Here is a 15,209-nt window from a genome sequence, read left to right as displayed (position 1 = left end):
TAGCGACCATTTGTTCATATTTTGCCCTTGGGCGGGCGTCGCAACACAACATTCCAATGCACACTCGTCATCGGCGTGGTGGGCATACCAACACTGAGTACTACCGCACCGGCGCCAGACGGGTGTGGGACGTGTTCAGTCGCAACACCACCCATAAGGTTGAAGGAATTGAGAGTGGGTTGGTTCGTGCCTTTAAGCTTTCTGGAGAAACACAATGAAACGCAACGACACACTTTCGAAAGCACTGCTGTGTGGCAGCTTGCTTGCCGCATACACGGTGCATGCTCAGGTGACCGAAGAAATTCTGGTTACCGCGCAAAAGCGTCAGCAGTCTTTACAAGATGTTCCCATCAGCGTCAGCGCCTTCTCGGGCGACCAGATCAAGGAACTGGGTATTGAGAGTACCCTTGACCTGGCCCTCTATACCCCGGGCCTGACCATAGGGCAAAACTCCGGCGATGGCGACTTTCCGTTTATTTCGATTCGAGGGGTATCCCAGCGGGACTTCTCAGATATTAATGAAAGCCCTTCCGCGGTCTACATCGATGAGTTCTACAAGGCCAATCTCGTGGGGCTGGACCAGCAGGTCTTCGATATCGAGCGTGTTGAGGTTCTTCGCGGGCCGCAGGGTACACTTTATGGCCGAAATGCCACCGGCGGGTTGATCCACTACATTACGGTGAAACCGTCGAGTGAAACGGAAGGTTATGTGGACGCCACCTACGGCGAGTACAACAAATTCAAGCTGGAGGGGGCGGTTGGCGGCGCGCTTACCAATACCCTCAGCGGCCGGATTTCTGTGCTGCACCACGAGTACGATGGCTGGGTTGAAAACACCTACCCTGGAGCCGAGGATGGCAATGCGTTGGACGCCAACTCGCTGCGAGGCCAGCTGCTGTTTACGCCCGATGATGATCTGCATATCAGCCTGATGTTGCAGCACAGCTGGAACGACAATGACGCGGGCAACATGTTTCAGCATGTCAGTGCCGACGACCCGGCACCGACCTATCTTGCTCAGCCTAACCCAGGTCAACCGGGCTACAACGGCTACATAGAAGAAACCCCTAACAATCCGCGTGATACCCATTCTGACCGGGATATTTACCTCGAAACCCAGCAAACCACCGCTATCGCACGGGTGGACTGGCGCGTTAATGATCTGGATGTGGTGTCGATTACCGGTGCTGAAACCAGTTCTAAGGACGCCACTTTCGATAGTGATGGCACACCCTTTGAGCGCGGCACCGAAGTGCATCCGGACGGCAAGCAGTTTTCACAGGAATTCAGGCTGTCGGGCAGTACTGAGCGCAGCGACTGGATGTTGGGCCTGTTCTACCTCGACTACGATATTGATGGCTCCCAGTCCCGTTGTGCTCCGTCGGGCTGCGACAGTAATCGCCCGCCGGTACTGTATTCGCTGGATACTCAGTCCTATGCTGTGTTCGGCAATCTGGATTACCGGCTGACGGAGACCCTGAGCACCACACTTGGGGTGCGTTTCAGCAACGAGAAGAAAGAGTTTGATCTGAACAACACAGACAATGGTTTGGTGTTCAATACCAGCACTGTTGGTGATAAGGCCGAGATTGATGACAACGACGTGGACTTCAATGCGCGCCTGAACTGGACGCCCGCTGAAGACACGCTGATCTACGGTGGTGTTGCGCGCGCTCACAAGGCCGGACTGTTCAACCTCGGCTTCACTACAGGTGCCAGCGGTCAAGATGGCATTCCGGTAGGTGGTGAGACGCTGACCTCCTACGAAGTGGGTTTCAAGCAAACCCTGATGGGCGGCGCAACACGTGTGAATGGCTCGTTCTATTACTACGACTACCAGGACTCACAGGCCTTCCAGTTTGACGGCACCACGCTGAGTTCACAGGCCTTCAACTCCGATGCCGAGGTTCAGGGCGCGGAGCTGGAAGTTGCCTTCTCGCCAATCGCAGGACTGGATCTGATGGCCAACGTCGCCTATACCGACGCTACCCTGAAGGATGTCACCCTGTATGGCCTACAAGTGGTGGATACCCAGATGCCACTGACGCCGGAATGGCAGGCCAATGTGATTTCCCGCTACCAATGGGCAGCGCCCTGGGGCGGTATGCTGGTTGCGCAGGCTGATGTAAGTTGGTTCGACGATCAGTACTTCGACAGCTTCAACAGCCCCAGTCACTACGAAGACAGCTACACATTGGTTAACGCCAATCTAAGCTGGCTCAGCGACGACGAAAAATGGCGGGTGATGATGTTTGGCGAAAACATCACTGATGAGGAATACCGGACCTTCTCCTTCGACTTGGCCTTCCTGGGATTCTCCACGGATGTTTACGGCAAGCCCAGTTGGTATGGCGTGAATGTCAGCTACCGCTTCTAAGCCTGTGGCGGCGATCGCCGCCGTTTTTATTTGGAGCTACCCAATGTCCCGATACTTGTGGTTGTTACTGGCCGCCGCTCTGCTTTCGAAAACAGGGCTGGCGGCCGCGCCGAGTGCCGATGAAGTGCGCGCTGTTGTGATGCGATCTCTCATGTCATGGGAAACGCTCAACGAGGCCGATTTTACAGAAACAGCCCATCCTCAACTGATCTTTGCCTATCCGGGCAAGCGCACCGACAACGCTGGCGCGCTGGCTGTGTTCCGTATGTGGAAAGACAAGTTCAAAAACACCAAAGTGTATGTGCATCAGATTCTGGTAGATGGCAACCGTTTCGCGGTGGAGTACCAGTTTGCCACCACCAGCAAGGCCTCGGGCAAACGCACCGCGATGGGGACCACGGCGGTGGGTGAGTTGCGCGACGGCAGAATCATAGTGCTGAAGGAGTATACCGACAGTCAGGTAGACGATATGCAGCGCCTGGGTGAGCTGCCGTTGGACGAAGGTGCGGAGCCCTATCCTTGGCCTGCCTCATCATAACTATTGTGTTTTCACACTGACTTTTAGGTAAATCATGTTTTTACTTTTCTCTACTTTTTTCTTGTCGCGCTCGGGACTTTGCCGTCTCAATACCGTTTTGCTGTTGGCGCTGCTCAGTGGCTGTGCGGCGCTGCCTGCCAGCGATATCGCGGCACCAGCGGCGCCCAGTCCCAGTCTGCGCAATGAATTTCGCCGCGCTTACGATGGTGCCATAGAACAGCACCGCGCAGCTGTTATCCTCGCCAGTCCTGTGGTGATTCAGGACTTTCTGGGTATGACGCTGATCACCAGCGACGGCCAGCGGCTGCGCTATGAAATAGATAAAACGGTCTATTTCGCCTTGGCCAATAACAGCCATCCGCCCTATGGCATCTATTCCATTATTGCCATGCAGGGGTATGGGGAGCTGTCTGCAGCGCAACAGGCGCAATTGGCCGATTACCGCGCGGCCATCCTTGCGTCGCTGGAAGGTCTGAGTGATATCGGGCTGAGCGCTGTGGTTGAACAACGCTTGCTGACCATACTCGAACGCTCTCGCGACTTTATCGATACCATTAGTGCGGCAGGAACGGTCTCCGAGGCGGAATTCCTTGCCTTTGTGACACCGCTTCGCCCACTGTTCAGCGCCAATTTCCAGCTCGCGGCACTGGAACAGTTGCGGCAGTTCCGTGCGCAGATGCAGCGTTACAAAGCTGACTTCCCGGATCAGGACTGGCAGAAGCTGCGGGTCGTGGTAATGGGCTTTCACCAGCCCCGTCAGCTATGGACGCCGAAGCAGTTTTTCCAGTGGCTGTTGCGTGAACCGGACTACGAGCATCGTGTGGTCTATGCTGAATTTCAGCATCCGTTTTTTGGCGCGGGCCGCGCCGAAGCGGAAGACAAAGCGCTAGAGCTGTTGACCAAAGTGGATTTTGATCAGAGCGCCGCAGAAGTGTTTCTGGGGGATCGCACAGGCTTGGGCAGTGATGTTCTGGGTGGCTATGCCAAGGATATTATCAAGAGCTGGGGACCCTCGACGTTCCTCGACTAACACCGTTCAGCCAGGGCGTTTGCCGATATAAATTACCCGCTTGAGGGCGGCAAGAGTGCGGTTGGCTCAGCAACTGGCCAGCGCGCCGCCATCAATCATCAGGTTTTGGCCGTTGATAAACCCCGCCCGCTCGCTGCATAAAAAGCAGACCAGATCGGCAATTTCCTCGCACTCGCCAATGCGTCCGCAGGGGTTGGGATATTCCGCTTCGCAGAAGGCGGCGACGATATCGCCCCAGTCGCCCTCCAGTCCGCGCTTGCGCGCCCAGCGCCGCACCCACGCTTCTACCTCAGGGGTGCGCACATAGCCCGGCGACACGGTATTCACCGTGACGCCGCTGCCCGCCAGCTCCCGGCACAGGCTTACCGTGGTGTTGGCCAGAGCCGCCTTGGCGGCGTAATAGTGTGGCATGGCGGCGCGGGGCTGGCGGCTGCCGATCGTGCCCAGTTGCACAATGCGGCCCCAGCCCCGGGTTTGCATGTCTGGCGCCAGCGCTTGGCAGAGCCGCACCGCCGACAAAACATTGTGTTGATAGGCCGCCAGCCACTGTTCGGTATCATCCGACCAATCGCCGCCATCGCTGCCGCCGCGATTGTTGATGAGGATATCCACCTCGCCGATGCGGTGCAGCTGTTGCAGCACCAGATCGCAGCCCTCGTCGCTGCTCAGATTGCCCCACACCGCGTCAGCATCCAGTTCCTCGGCGAGTGCGTCACAGGCGCCCTCAATATCGCTGTGCAGAATGACGCTTGCCCCCTCGGCGCTCAGTGCGCGTGCTATCACGGCACCGGTTCCGCGGTGGCTGCCGCTGATTAAGGCAGTTTTGTCACTGAGTTGCAGGTCCATGAGTTGGGTCTCCGCAGCGGTTTTTTCGTGGCGAGAAAAAGTCATTTATAGCAAAATCTGCAGCACTCTCCGACGAGTTTGCTGCGGGCGTTTGTTTAGTATGCCCGATTCAGACCGGCGGCATCCGTGCCAATTTATGACAAGGAAACAATAATGAACTACTGCCCCCAGTGTGCCAGTCCGCTTGCCGAGGTGCTGGTCGACGATGAAATTCGCAGCGGCTGCCCGGATCGCGCCTGCGGTTTTATCCACTTCAACAATCCGGTGCCGGTGGTGGCGATGATTGTTGAAGTCGAGGGTGGCGTGGTGCTGGCGCACAATGTGAGCTGGCCGAAAAAGTTCTACTCCATTATCACGGGCTTTTTGGAAGAGGGAGAGGACCCCGTGGAGTGTGCCCGCCGCGAGACCATGGAAGAGCTGAACCTCCATGCACTGGAGACCGAGTTGGTCGGTGCCTACCCTTTCCCGCATCAGAATCAGGTCATTATCGCCTACCACGTAAAAGCGGCGGGGGATATCAAGCTTAACGACGAGCTGGATGACTACAAAATCGTTCCGGTGGACCAGCTAAAGGGCTGGGATATGGGCACCGGGCTGGCGATTAACGACTGGCTGAAATCTCGGGTCTGCTGAGTGGTGTCGTGTCCGTCACTGTCCGGGCAATAAGGTTGATGATCAGCCAGCTCAGCAGGGCGCTGCTCAGTGTGTGGCTAAGAAAGTGATGACCGATTAGCATCTTGTACGCCCCCATTGCCGTTCCCGCTGTCAGACCCAACAGTAAATACTGGCGGCGCCGACGGCGGTCGCTTCCCAGATAATACAATGACAGCAAGGCGTAGCCGCCGCTGGCGTGACCGGCGGGAAAACAGCGCTGGCGTTTGGCGGGGCGCTGTGTGATGGGGTAGGCGTCGAACAAGCCGACCACGGGCAGGTCGCCGCCGTAGCGCTGCAGGTCGGCGGGGCAGGCCACATTCGTCAGGCTTTTCATTCCTGTGATGATGCCCGGCACCAGCAGCAGCGACATCACTACAATCCACTGTCCCCGCCGTTGCACACACAAGGCCGTGCTGCGCCGACCGCGTAGCAGCGCGACTACGAAGCCGAAAAAAATCAGCCAGAGCAGGATTTTGGGGCCGGTGTAAAACAAGGCTCTCAGCCGTGCGTCGTGGCGATCCAGCAACCATGTTTGCTGCTGGGTATTGAACAGAGCGTCCTGCAACCACAGGTCCAGCGGCCAGATTTCAAAAACCAGCAGTACGGCGCCTAGCGTCAGCGCACTCAGAACAAGCTGGCGGCTTTCATGTCGCATTAATGGCTGTCCTGCAAAATCAGTAAGGGCATGTCTGCCTTAGGCTTGAGCTGCGATTCCACTTCAAACAGTTTCAGCAGGGTGTCGAAGACCACGTCGTGGGAATTGGTCGCTGCCGACAGCGCCTGGCTCTGGCGCAGATCGATATCGGAGCTCTCTCCCGCCCACACGAGCACCGGCACGTGGGTCTGCGCTTCTGGCGCCAGTGCGTAGGGCATGCCGTGCAGGTACAGGTGATTTTCGCCCAGCGATTCGCCGTGATCACTGACGTAGAGCATGGCGGTCTCGAAGCGGGGAGTATTCTGCTGAAGCAGGGTAATCACCGCGTTCAAAAAATAATCGGTGTAGCGAATGCTGTTGTCGTAGGCGTTGATGACCGCCTGTTGGGTACAGGTAGACAGCTCCGGTGAATGACAAGCCGGGGTGAAGTGCTCGAACGCCGATGGATAGCGCTTGGCATAGGCCGGGCCGTGACTGCCCATCTGGTGAAGCACGATCAGCAAGTCGCCATCGTGGCTGTCGATATAGTCCTGAAGACCGCTGAGCAAGCCGATGTCGCGGCACTCCTCGTCGCAGGCGGGATTGTTGTCGGGCTTGCGGAAATCCTCAAAAGGAAGGCGCGCCGCAACGCCCTTGGAATCGGAGTTATTATCCCGCCAAAGCACCGTCACGCCTGCCTGTGAGAGGACATCGAGGATGTTTTCCGAGGCGCGAGCCTCCTCCACGTCCATATCTTCATGGGTGAGATAGGAAAACATACAGGGCACGGAAATCGCCGTTGAGGTGCCACAGGATTCAATATTCCGGTAGCTGATTAGTCGCCGTTGTTGCGAAAGCAGCGGTGTGGTGTCTCGGCTGTACCCGTTGAGTGCGAAGTGGTCGGCGCGGGCGGTTTCTCCCACCACCATAATGACCAGCTCCCGGTCGTCGTCTCCCTCCGGCAGGGCGGCTCCGGCGTTGAGTTGATTGAACATATGAGGCTCGGAGGAGCTGATCAGCGAGCCGCCAAAGCGCAGCGCGGAATATACCGGATAGCCGGGATTCAGGTAGTAGCGGACCTGTTTATGTTCGCGCAGAAAGCTGGCGTATTGATCGCTTTGGCTGAGAATGACGCCCAGTAGCAATAACAGCGCGCCACTACCGCAGAGCAGCGCGTCGCGACGTGATGTCCAGGCGCTGACATTTTTTGCTGGATAGCGTAGTACCAGCAGTATGGGGAGTGCTGAGAGCAAAGCGAGGCGCATCAGCAGCGCCGGTGACAGCAGGTCCAGGCTTTCGGCGGCGTTGGATTCCAGCACATTGCGCAGCATCTCGGTGTCGATCACCGTGCCGTAAGTGTCGGAAAAATAACTGCTGGTGGCGCCAACCAGCAGCGCCAATATTAGTGCCGCTGACAGCGGCAACAACAGCGCCAGCAGTGCTACGGTAAACAGTTGCACCGCAAAGCTGAACAGCAGCAGCGAGCCGAAAAATACCGGGTATGCCGAGGGTGGATACAGTGCCATGCTGGCGGAAAAGAAATGGATATTCATGGTGGCGGTAATAAATACCGCCGCCAGTAACAGTCGCTGCCAGGGCCTGTTCAGGGAAAAGAGGGTCATTAACGCCGTGTCCGCCGGTAAATGTAATAGGACTGAGAAGCGGCACACCTGCCTTCAGCCGTAAAGTTACATCAGGAGCATAGAGTGGAATTCTTAAGGCTGGCTTAAGTATGAAACTAGCGGAAGTCCGGCTTGAGCCGCGATGCTGTTCCAGCGCTTGAAGGCGCGGTGGAAGTTGCTGCTGTCGTGAAAATGCGGCCGTTCTGAAATAGCCTTCACCGAGGCATTATTCAGCAGCTCGACCAGCACGTCCTGATAAATAATGCCCCTTATTTAGGGCCGGCTCGCGCGGACCGTGATCAGGAACGCGGCGAGCAGAGCCACCTGATGGCCGATGTGGAAGGTCTGGATATCGCACCTCAGCGTTGGCGGGCTACCCCAAAATTTTGCTGGTGGTGCAGGACGGCCGCAACCGGCGCCAGCGGCACCGCAGAACAGATGAGGCCCTGTTAAATTCGGCGCCCTGAGGGCGCCTACTCCTCTTCCTTGCTGGCAAGACGGTCTTTCTCCGCCTCGTTTTTGGCCAGCAGGCGGGCGGCTTCCAGCTCCTCGGTGAGTTTGGACAGCTCGGCTTTCACCGCGTCGCGGTCGACTTCCTCGGCGCCCTCCTCCGGTTCGGCATTCAGTTGGGCTTTCAGACTTTTGATTTTGCTCTCCAGCGCTTCTACAGCGCTGGTCATTTCCGCCTTGTTGAACAACACCTCCTCGGCGTGGCCGGTTTCGTCCCGTTCTGGTACAAAGCGCCGCTTCAGCGGAATGATGGCTTCGGCAGGATCGAGCACACGCTGGTTCATGAAGTTGGGCGATACGATCTCAATGCCCGCGTCGTGCAGGGCGTCGAGCATTTTACCGCGCAGCTTGGAGCGGGTGCTGACCAGCAGTCCGGCTTCCTCCAGCCAGCCGCTGGCCCGATAAAGCACAGAGAAATCACCCAGTTCGCGAATCTGCACAAAGCCGTTGCCCAGCTCGGTATTTTCAATGGCGCGCAGCAGCGCGGCTTCGGCATCGCGTCGGTCGACGTCGTAACCCAGCGAGACCTCGGCAGAGACCACCGTGCCCGATGCGCGCACGACGTTGTAGGGTTCCTGAACCAGCAGCAGGTTCGGCACGGTGACCAGTTCGCTGGTTTCGTTCTGAATTTCCACATGGAGCAGGCCGCGCTGGCTGACCCGACCGAGCTCGTTGCGAAACTCAATATAGTCCCCGGCGCGAAAGCTGTTCACCGTTCTGAGCATAAACCCCGCCATCAGGTTGCCCATCACCGAGGTGGAAGACAGTGCGATAGCGGCACTGGCCAGCAAGCCGATGAGTGAGAACAACTGGCCGCGCAGATCATTGTCCACCGGGATTGTCGCGACAATCAGCACAATGCCCAGCAGGCGCATTGCCAGACGGCTGCCCTGCTCGCGGTAGCGAATATCGGCCCCGTGGGCTTTCTGCGCGGCGAACACCCGGCGAACCACCAGCCAGACAATCACCAGTGCGCCCATTACGATCGCGGTCGGCAACCAGGGCAACAGGGCGCTGGCCAGGGTCGACGGCAGCGATGTCAGTGTCTCTTCCATTCCCGCTCCAAATGCGTTTTTGCTCAGTGTAGCGGCGCAGGCGGTTGACCACCAAACGCATTCAGTGACGCGACGGCCCTGTGGTAGACTGTGCGGCTACAAACGGAGAGCTGAACTACAGAGGTCCACATGCCTGCATACCGTTCCAAAACTTCCACCGCCGGCCGCAATATGGCGGGTGCTCGTGCCCTGTGGCGCGCCACGGGCATGAAAGACGACGATTTCAACAAGCCGATCATTGCGGTCGCTAACTCGTTTACCCAGTTTGTACCCGGTCACGTCCACCTGAAGGACATGGGGCAGCTGGTTGCGCGTGAAATTGAAAAAGCGGGTGGCGTTGCCAAAGAATTCAACACCATCGCCGTGGACGACGGCATCGCCATGGGCCACGACGGCATGCTCTACAGCCTGCCCAGCCGCGACATTATTGCCGATTCCGTTGAGTACATGGTGAATGCGCACTGCGCCGATGCCATCGTGTGTATTTCCAACTGTGACAAGATCACACCGGGAATGTTGATGGCGGCGATGCGGCTGAACGTGCCGGTCATTTTTGTTTCCGGTGGCCCGATGGAAGCCGGTAAAACCAAGCTGTCTGAAAACAAGCTCGATCTCGTCGATGCCATGGTGATCGCCGTGGATGACAGCGCCGATGATGAAACTGTTGCCGAATATGAGCGCTCAGCCTGCCCAACGTGCGGCAGCTGCTCGGGGATGTTTACTGCCAACTCCATGAACTGCCTGACCGAGGCGCTGGGTCTGTCACTGCCGGGTAACGGCTCCTTGCTGGCGACGCATGCCGATCGTGAAAAGCTGTTTTTGGAAGCGGGTCGTCGCATTGTCGAGCTGGCCAAGCGCTATTACGAAGAGGACGACGACAGTGTCCTGCCGCGCAATATTGCCAATCGCGATGCCTTTAACAACGCGATGGCGTTGGATATCGCCATGGGCGGCTCTACCAACACCATTCTTCACCTGCTGGCCGCGGCACAGGAAGCGGAGCTGGACTTCGGCATGAAGGATATCGACGAGCTGTCGCGCCGTGTTCCCCAGTTGTGCAAGGTGGCTCCGAATACGCCGCTGTACCATATGGAAGACGTGCATCGCGCGGGTGGGGTGATGGGCATTCTTGCCGAACTGGCTCGCGCCGATCTCCTCAACACCGGTTTGCCGACGGTACACGCCAGCAGCCTGGCCTCTGCGCTGCAGACCTGGGACATCATGGTCACCGACAACGATGCGGTGAAAACCTTTTATAAAGCCGGCCCGGCGGGTATTCCTACCCAGACGGCCTTCAGTCAGGATACGCGTTGGCCGTCGCTGGACGCCGATCGCGAGAATGGCTGTATCCGTTCGCTGGAAAATGCCTTTTCTCTGGAAGGTGGTCTGGCGGTGCTGCACGGCAATATTGCGGAAGATGGCTGTGTGGTGAAAACCTCGGGCGTGGATGAAAGCATTCTGGTCTTCGAAGGCCCGGCGCACATTTGCGAGAGCCAGGAAGATGCCGTTGACGATATTCTCAACGACCGCGTGAAAGCGGGCGATGTGGTAATTGTGCGTTACGAGGGCCCGAAAGGTGGCCCCGGCATGCAGGAAATGCTTTACCCCACCAGTTACATCAAATCCAAGGGGCTTGGAAAAGCCTGTGCACTGCTGACTGACGGGCGTTTCTCCGGGGGGACTTCGGGGCTGTCTATCGGTCACGTATCGCCGGAAGCGGCATCAGGTGGCGCGATTGGTCTGGTGGAAAAGGGCGATATCATCCGCATCGATATTCCTGCACGGACCATCAACGTGCTGATCGACGACGCCGAACTGGCCAAGCGCCGCAAGGCCATGGATGCCAAAGGTGACAGCGCCTGGCAGCCGGTCAAACAGCGCCCTCGCAAAGTCTCTGCGGCGTTGAAGGCCTACGCCAAAATGGCGACCAGTGCCGACAAGGGCGCGGTACGAGACGTTAATCAGCTGTAAACCCCAGTCAGCGGAAGGGCCTTGTCTCTTCCGCTGACTCCTTGCTTCCCCTCCGTACTCCCTCAGCCCTCTCTTTCTCTTTTGCCAAGTGCCGTGTTTCTGAGTGCCTGTCTGTCGCCCATTCTGATGAGGGCGTCCAGCCTGTGCTGCTGCAAAAATGCGAGTCATTGATGGGAGGATGACTATGCAAAGGCACAGGGGACATGTCGCGCTGATTACCGGCGCGGCTTCAGGTATTGGGCGCGCCACCGCGGTCAGGCTGGCCGAAGAGGGCGCCAGCGTCATGTTGGCGGATGTCAATCGGGAGGGGCTGGAGGCGACTCGCGCCTTGCTGCCTGCGTCGACAGCAGCGCAGTGCGTTGAACTTGACGTGACGCAACAGGATAGCTGCCAGCAGGCAGTTGAACAGTGTATTCGGGATTTCGGGCGGCTGGATGTGCTGTGCAATATTGCCGGCATATCCCTCTGTCGGCACTTGGCGGATATCACGGCTGACGAGTGGCAGCGCATTGTGGCCATCAATCTCAATGGCGTGTTTTTCATGTGTCAGGCTGCCATGCCACGACTGGTCGAGACTCGGGGAAATGTTGTCAATATGGCGTCTACCGCTGGGCTGGAAGGCCTGGCCTACAATGCGGCCTACTGCGCGACCAAAGCGGCGGTGGTGATGTTCAGCAAATCGCTGGCGCTGGAGTTTTCCGGCAAGGGCGTGAGGGTGAATGCGATTTGTCCCGGTGCGGTGGAGACGCCGCTCAGCTCGGCGTTTGAAATGCCGGAAGGGGCGGATCCGGCGCTGCTGGGACGTATGTTTCCGCTGCTGGAGATGAGTAAGCCCGACGAAGTTGCGGCAGCCGTTGCCTACCTGTCTTCTCCCGAGGCGCGTTTCGTTACCGGCGTAGCGTTTGCGATTGATGGCGGACAGACGGCGGGTTGATCTGCGGCAATCGTGATTGAGTTGTCGCCAGCGAGATGTTTTCCGTTGTGAAATCGGTGTAGCGTTGTAGGCATCGGCTGGTGATAACGGAAAGTGTGGTGGACGAGACAAAGCTGGAGAAACTCAAGGCCGGAGACGAGGCGCTGTTTGCTGACGTAGTGCGAGAGCATCATCGCGCCTTGCTCGCGTTGGTGGTGCCGCTGGTCGGCCACAGCGACGCGGAGGAGGCGGTGCAGAATGCCTGGATTAAGGCCCATCGTGCGCTGCCGGGTTTTGAGGGGCGCTCCAGTCTTCGCACCTGGCTGGGTCGTATCGCCCTCAATGAAGCCAAGATGCTGCTCCGCAAGGGCGGCCGCGAAGCTTGCCTGACGGATATGTTCCCGGATGCGCTGGCAGCGGACGTTCTGGAGGGCCGCTTCGATCGTCGCGGTCACTGGCAGTCGCCATTGGTGCAGTGGGATCTGGAGAGCCCCGACAGTCTGCTGATGCGCGATGACCTGTCCGATTGTCTCGATCGGATACTGGAAGCAATGCCCACAACACAGCGCGCGGTGCTTGAGCTGCGCGATACGGCTGGCATTGCCTTCGAGGAAATCTGTAACGAACTGTCGATTTCTGCATCCAATGCCCGGGTGATTTTGCACCGTGCCCGCAGCCAGTTAGTGAAACTGGTGGATCACTACGAGGAGACCGGGGAATGCTGAAATGTCGGGAGTTTGTCGATACCGCTGATGCGCTGGTAGAGGGCGAACTGACGGTTCGTCAGCGTCTGTCGATGCGCCTGCACTGGTTTATCTGTAAGCATTGCCGCCGTTATCTCAGTCAGTTGCGGGCATTGCTCGGCGCGATCCCCTTTATGCACAAACCGGCCAGTGACGAGGAAGTCGAGCGGGTGATGCGGGGTCTCAGGTCGGCAGATGAGCATCGGGACGGTGGCGAATAGTTTTTTGCGAAAGACTGTAACAAGCTGACGGTCTGTCGCATCTACGTAGCACCAACACATTGTTAATAATCAGGAGTTCACCATGCGTAGCAAATCCATCAATGCGGTAAAAAGTGCGGTCGGTCTGGCGCTGATGTCCACGGGGCTGGCAGTTTCAGCGCAGGCGTCAGCGGGCGAAAACCCCTTTCTCGCGAAAGATCTGGGCAGCGGTTACCAGCTGGCGAGCAAGGATATGGAAGGCAAATGCGGCGAAGCCAAGTGTGGCGAACGCAAGCCCGCCAAGGACATGGAAGGTAAATGTGGCGAGGCGAAATGTGGCGAGCAGAAAGCTGCCAAACAGCATGAAGGCAAGTGTGGGGAAGCCAAGTGCGGAGAGAAGAAATCGATGAAAAGCCAGGAAGGTAAATGTGGCGAAGGTAAGTGCGGCGGTTAATTTGACGCACAACTGATAGGAAGTAAGGCCATGTTTTCCACTGACTTTGGCAAGGTGTCCGGCGCTGGTCTCGGCCTGCGCCGGGCACTGATGGACCCGCTGGAGAACGAGGAAGCAGCGTGGCCGGACTTTCTGGAGGTTGCACCGGAAAACTGGATACGGGTGGGCGGTCGTTTTGGCCGCCGCTTCGCTGCACTTGCTGAGCGACGGCCGCTGCTTTGTCACGGCCTGTCGCTGTCGCTGGGCAGCACCGACCCCGTCGACTGGGCGTTTCTTGGCGAAGTGCGCGACTTCCTTCGCAAGCACCGTGTACAGAAATACACCGAACACCTGAGCTATTGCAGTGACAATGGCCACTTGTACGACCTGGCGCCGATCCCGTTTACCGAGGAAGCCGTGCGCCATGTTGCCGGACGTATCGCAGCCGTGCAGGATTTTCTCGGCGAGCGTATCGGCATTGAAAACGTCAGTTACTACGCGGCGCCTGGCGCCGATATGTCGGAAATCGACTTTGTTAACGCCGTGCTGAATGAAGCTGACTGCGAGCTGCTGCTCGATGTGAACAACATTTACGTGAACAGCATCAACCATGGCTACGATCCGCTTGCCTATTTGCAGGCACTGCCGCTGGAACGCGTCTGCTACATCCATGTGGCCGGGCATTACGATGAAGCGGACGACTTGAAAATCGACACCCATGGCGCGGATGTCATCGACCCGGTATGGGGCTTACTGTCGCAGACCTATCAGCGTGTCGGTGCCCTGCCTACCTTGTTGGAGCGGGATTTCAACTTTCCGCCGCTGGCGGACTTGATGGTGGAAGTGGAACAGATTCGCCAGTTACAGGCCGGTGTTGAGATACCGGCGAGGGCACTGCGATGAGCGAATCTTTCCGTGATGTGCAGCGGCAGTTCAGCGCCTATATGCGCGACCCCGAGAATACGATGCCGCCAGCAAATATCGAAGAACGGCGACTCAAGGTCTATCGCGAGCTGTTCTACAACACGGTGGAGGGCCTGCTTGCCAAAAGCTTTCCGGTGATTCGGGAGATACTTGATGACCGGGATCAGTGGCATGTATTGGTCCGCGATTTTTACACCAATGCCCGCTGCGACAGCCCCTATTTTACGGAATTGCCCGAGCGCTTTGTGGCCTATCTGGCTGACGAGGTGGCGCTCCCCCTGCCACCCTATCTGCCTGAGCTGGCGCACTACGAGTGGCTGGAACTGGTGCTGGAAATTGCCGAAGACACCAAGCTTGTACCGCCCGCTACACAGGGCGATTTGTTAGATGACGTGCCGGTACTGAACCCCGTTTATCAACTGGCGCAATACCACTGGCCGGTCAGCCAGATTGCGGTGAACTGTGAGCCCGATGCGCCATTGAGCACGCCAATGCTGGTGCTGCTGTACCGCGATGCCGGTGACGTCGTGCGGTTTATGGAGATCAACGGCATCACCGCCGCGTTCGTTGAGCAGCTCAACAGCATGCCCGAGTTGTCAGGCCGAGAGCATTTGCAACGACTTGCGACGCAGTTGCCGCAGATTCCGGTGGAGCAGGTTTTGCATTTTGGCGCCGATATGCTGACCGATTTTCAGGCGCGTGGCCTGATTCTCGGGACGATGCAAAGGCCGTGAATCCGGTTTATTGAATTCTCAACGC

At 57.9% G+C, this 15,209-nt stretch carries 15 protein-coding genes; 11 read left to right on the top strand and 4 right to left on the bottom strand.

Features of this window, described 5'->3' with window-relative positions; genetic code table 11:
• Positions 1-214 precede the first annotated feature (214 nt).
• From AC5DB9_RS08730 to AC5DB9_RS08720, 3 genes are read left to right on the top strand one after another with little or no spacing between them, the layout of a single operon-like run.
• Complete coding sequence (locus AC5DB9_RS08730; RefSeq protein WP_272991500.1) at positions 215-2,377, top strand: TonB-dependent receptor; 2,163 nt, start codon at positions 215-217, stop codon at positions 2,375-2,377.
• 43 nt (positions 2,378-2,420) lie between these two features.
• Positions 2,421-2,915: a nuclear transport factor 2 family protein gene (locus AC5DB9_RS08725; RefSeq protein WP_272991499.1), complete on the top strand. Its 495-nt coding sequence runs from the start codon at positions 2,421-2,423 to the stop codon at positions 2,913-2,915.
• A gap of 34 nt (positions 2,916-2,949) precedes the next feature.
• On the top strand, positions 2,950-3,945 hold the full coding sequence (locus AC5DB9_RS08720; protein WP_272991498.1) for a hypothetical protein: 996 nt from the start codon (positions 2,950-2,952) through the stop codon (positions 3,943-3,945).
• Between the two features lie 66 nt (positions 3,946-4,011).
• Here the strand turns inward: AC5DB9_RS08720 and AC5DB9_RS08715 are convergent, their stop codons facing one another.
• Entirely contained in the window at positions 4,012-4,836 is an 825-nt protein-coding gene (locus AC5DB9_RS08715; protein ID WP_272991496.1) for an SDR family NAD(P)-dependent oxidoreductase, read from the bottom strand.
• 108 nt (positions 4,837-4,944) lie between these two features.
• On the opposite strand from AC5DB9_RS08715, the gene AC5DB9_RS08710 reads away from it, so the two are divergent.
• Entirely contained in the window at positions 4,945-5,424 is a 480-nt protein-coding gene (locus tag AC5DB9_RS08710; RefSeq protein WP_272991494.1) for an NUDIX domain-containing protein, read from the top strand.
• Here the strand turns inward: AC5DB9_RS08710 and AC5DB9_RS08705 are convergent.
• The 3 genes from AC5DB9_RS08705 to AC5DB9_RS08695 all read right to left on the bottom strand — a co-directional run bounded on the left by AC5DB9_RS08705 (position 5,393) and on the right by AC5DB9_RS08695 (position 9,266).
• Positions 5,393-6,100 carry a phosphatase PAP2 family protein gene (locus AC5DB9_RS08705; protein ID WP_273009664.1) on the bottom strand — a complete coding sequence of 236 codons (708 nt, stop codon included), beginning with the start codon at positions 6,098-6,100 and terminating at the stop codon, positions 5,393-5,395. The two genes, AC5DB9_RS08710 and AC5DB9_RS08705, sit on opposite strands and share 32 nt — an antisense overlap.
• Entirely contained in the window at positions 6,100-7,701 is a 1,602-nt protein-coding gene (locus AC5DB9_RS08700) for a phosphoethanolamine transferase (protein WP_272991491.1), read from the bottom strand. The genes AC5DB9_RS08705 and AC5DB9_RS08700 overlap by 1 nt, the downstream gene beginning before the upstream one ends.
• Before the next feature lie 473 nt (positions 7,702-8,174).
• Complete coding sequence (locus AC5DB9_RS08695; RefSeq protein WP_272991489.1) at positions 8,175-9,266, bottom strand: mechanosensitive ion channel family protein; 1,092 nt, start codon at positions 9,264-9,266, stop codon at positions 8,175-8,177.
• A gap of 129 nt (positions 9,267-9,395) precedes the next feature.
• On the opposite strand from AC5DB9_RS08695, the gene ilvD reads away from it, so the two are divergent.
• The 7 genes from ilvD (at position 9,396) to AC5DB9_RS08660 (ending at position 15,184) form a co-directional block, all read left to right on the top strand.
• Positions 9,396-11,237: a dihydroxy-acid dehydratase gene (gene ilvD / locus AC5DB9_RS08690; RefSeq protein WP_022958775.1), complete on the top strand. Its 1,842-nt coding sequence runs from the start codon at positions 9,396-9,398 to the stop codon at positions 11,235-11,237.
• 184 nt (positions 11,238-11,421) lie between these two features.
• Positions 11,422-12,171, top strand: coding sequence for an SDR family NAD(P)-dependent oxidoreductase (locus AC5DB9_RS08685; RefSeq protein ID WP_272991485.1), 750 nt, complete (start codon positions 11,422-11,424; stop codon positions 12,169-12,171).
• 98 nt (positions 12,172-12,269) lie between these two features.
• Complete coding sequence (locus AC5DB9_RS08680) at positions 12,270-12,875, top strand: RNA polymerase sigma factor (RefSeq protein WP_272991483.1); 606 nt, start codon at positions 12,270-12,272, stop codon at positions 12,873-12,875.
• Positions 12,869-13,114, top strand: a complete 246-nt coding sequence (locus AC5DB9_RS08675) for an anti-sigma factor family protein (RefSeq protein WP_272991481.1) — start codon at positions 12,869-12,871, stop codon at positions 13,112-13,114. The genes AC5DB9_RS08680 and AC5DB9_RS08675 overlap by 7 nt, the downstream gene beginning before the upstream one ends.
• Positions 13,115-13,196: 82 nt before the next feature.
• The gene (locus tag AC5DB9_RS08670) at positions 13,197-13,547 is read left to right on the top strand and encodes an HvfA family oxazolone/thioamide-modified RiPP metallophore (protein WP_272991479.1); all 351 of its coding nucleotides are present in this window, start codon (positions 13,197-13,199) and stop codon (positions 13,545-13,547) included.
• Positions 13,548-13,577: 30 nt separating this feature from the next.
• A complete protein-coding gene (locus AC5DB9_RS08665; protein ID WP_272991477.1) occupies positions 13,578-14,429 on the top strand; it encodes an HvfB family MNIO-type RiPP peptide maturase in 852 nt (283 codons plus the stop codon).
• Positions 14,426-15,184 (top strand): HvfC family RiPP maturation protein, encoded by a 759-nt coding sequence (locus AC5DB9_RS08660; RefSeq protein WP_272991476.1) that lies wholly within the window; start codon positions 14,426-14,428, stop codon positions 15,182-15,184. The genes AC5DB9_RS08665 and AC5DB9_RS08660 overlap by 4 nt, the downstream gene beginning before the upstream one ends.
• The last annotated feature ends 25 nt before the right edge of the window (positions 15,185-15,209 follow it).

The organism is Spongiibacter sp., from assembly GCF_984394615.1.
Note: the sequence above shows the minus strand (reverse complement) of the source record. Positions and strands in the feature narration are given on the sequence as shown.

Excerpts from the sequence above, each read along its gene's own strand:
- AC5DB9_RS08730 (WP_272991500.1), top strand. The coding sequence starts at position 215 with ATGAAACGCAACGACACACTTTCGAAAGCACTGCTGTGTGGCAGCTTG.
- AC5DB9_RS08725 (WP_272991499.1), top strand. The coding sequence starts at position 2,421 with ATGTCCCGATACTTGTGGTTGTTACTGGCCGCCGCTCTGCTTTCGAAA.
- AC5DB9_RS08720 (WP_272991498.1), top strand. The coding sequence starts at position 2,950 with ATGTTTTTACTTTTCTCTACTTTTTTCTTGTCGCGCTCGGGACTTTGC.
- AC5DB9_RS08715 (WP_272991496.1), bottom strand. The coding sequence starts at position 4,836 with ATGACTTTTTCTCGCCACGAAAAAACCGCTGCGGAGACCCAACTCATG.
- AC5DB9_RS08710 (WP_272991494.1), top strand. The coding sequence starts at position 4,945 with ATGAACTACTGCCCCCAGTGTGCCAGTCCGCTTGCCGAGGTGCTGGTC.
- AC5DB9_RS08705 (WP_273009664.1), bottom strand. The coding sequence starts at position 6,100 with ATGCGACATGAAAGCCGCCAGCTTGTTCTGAGTGCGCTGACGCTAGGC.
- AC5DB9_RS08700 (WP_272991491.1), bottom strand. The coding sequence starts at position 7,701 with ATGACCCTCTTTTCCCTGAACAGGCCCTGGCAGCGACTGTTACTGGCG.
- AC5DB9_RS08695 (WP_272991489.1), bottom strand. The coding sequence starts at position 9,266 with ATGGAAGAGACACTGACATCGCTGCCGTCGACCCTGGCCAGCGCCCTG.
- ilvD (WP_022958775.1), top strand. The coding sequence starts at position 9,396 with ATGCCTGCATACCGTTCCAAAACTTCCACCGCCGGCCGCAATATGGCG.
- AC5DB9_RS08685 (WP_272991485.1), top strand. The coding sequence starts at position 11,422 with ATGCAAAGGCACAGGGGACATGTCGCGCTGATTACCGGCGCGGCTTCA.
- AC5DB9_RS08675 (WP_272991481.1), top strand. The coding sequence starts at position 12,869 with ATGCTGAAATGTCGGGAGTTTGTCGATACCGCTGATGCGCTGGTAGAG.
- AC5DB9_RS08670 (WP_272991479.1), top strand. The coding sequence starts at position 13,197 with ATGCGTAGCAAATCCATCAATGCGGTAAAAAGTGCGGTCGGTCTGGCG.
- AC5DB9_RS08665 (WP_272991477.1), top strand. The coding sequence starts at position 13,578 with ATGTTTTCCACTGACTTTGGCAAGGTGTCCGGCGCTGGTCTCGGCCTG.
- AC5DB9_RS08660 (WP_272991476.1), top strand. The coding sequence starts at position 14,426 with ATGAGCGAATCTTTCCGTGATGTGCAGCGGCAGTTCAGCGCCTATATG.